This is a genomic window from Bradyrhizobium cosmicum, assembly GCF_032290525.1.
Taxonomy (GTDB): domain Bacteria; phylum Pseudomonadota; class Alphaproteobacteria; order Rhizobiales; family Xanthobacteraceae; genus Bradyrhizobium; species Bradyrhizobium cosmicum_A.
Genome location: NZ_JASXTA010000152.1, coordinates 1 through 287, shown reverse-complemented (window position 1 = coordinate 287; position 287 = coordinate 1). Strand labels below are relative to the sequence as shown.

Annotated in this window: 1 protein-coding gene; it reads left to right on the top strand. The window is 60.6% G+C overall.

The genetic code is table 11. The features are described from left to right. The coding region (locus QSV46_RS39445) for a hypothetical protein (protein WP_314964055.1) at window positions 1-287 on the top strand (287 nt) is incomplete at both ends.

Sequence of the window (287 nt, the reverse complement as noted above, 5' to 3'; positions counted from 1 at the left end):
CTTTCATCACCTATCCGCATCTGATGCTGTTGCTGGAGGCCGTGTGTGTCGGCGCCATCGCCTTCGTGTTCGAGAAGGGCCTGAACGCCATCGGCATTCCCGACGCATTCAGCATCGCCATCGCGGCCGCCCTCTTCGTTGCCCTGCTCGGCACGGTGCTGAAATACACCGAGAATGCCACCTACGTGCTTTATCTCCTGTGCGACACGATCTGGACCTGGGAGTTCTCGCACCGCGAGCGCCCGGAATGGGATCAGCGCATCGACCGTTTTGCGCAGCATCTGGTC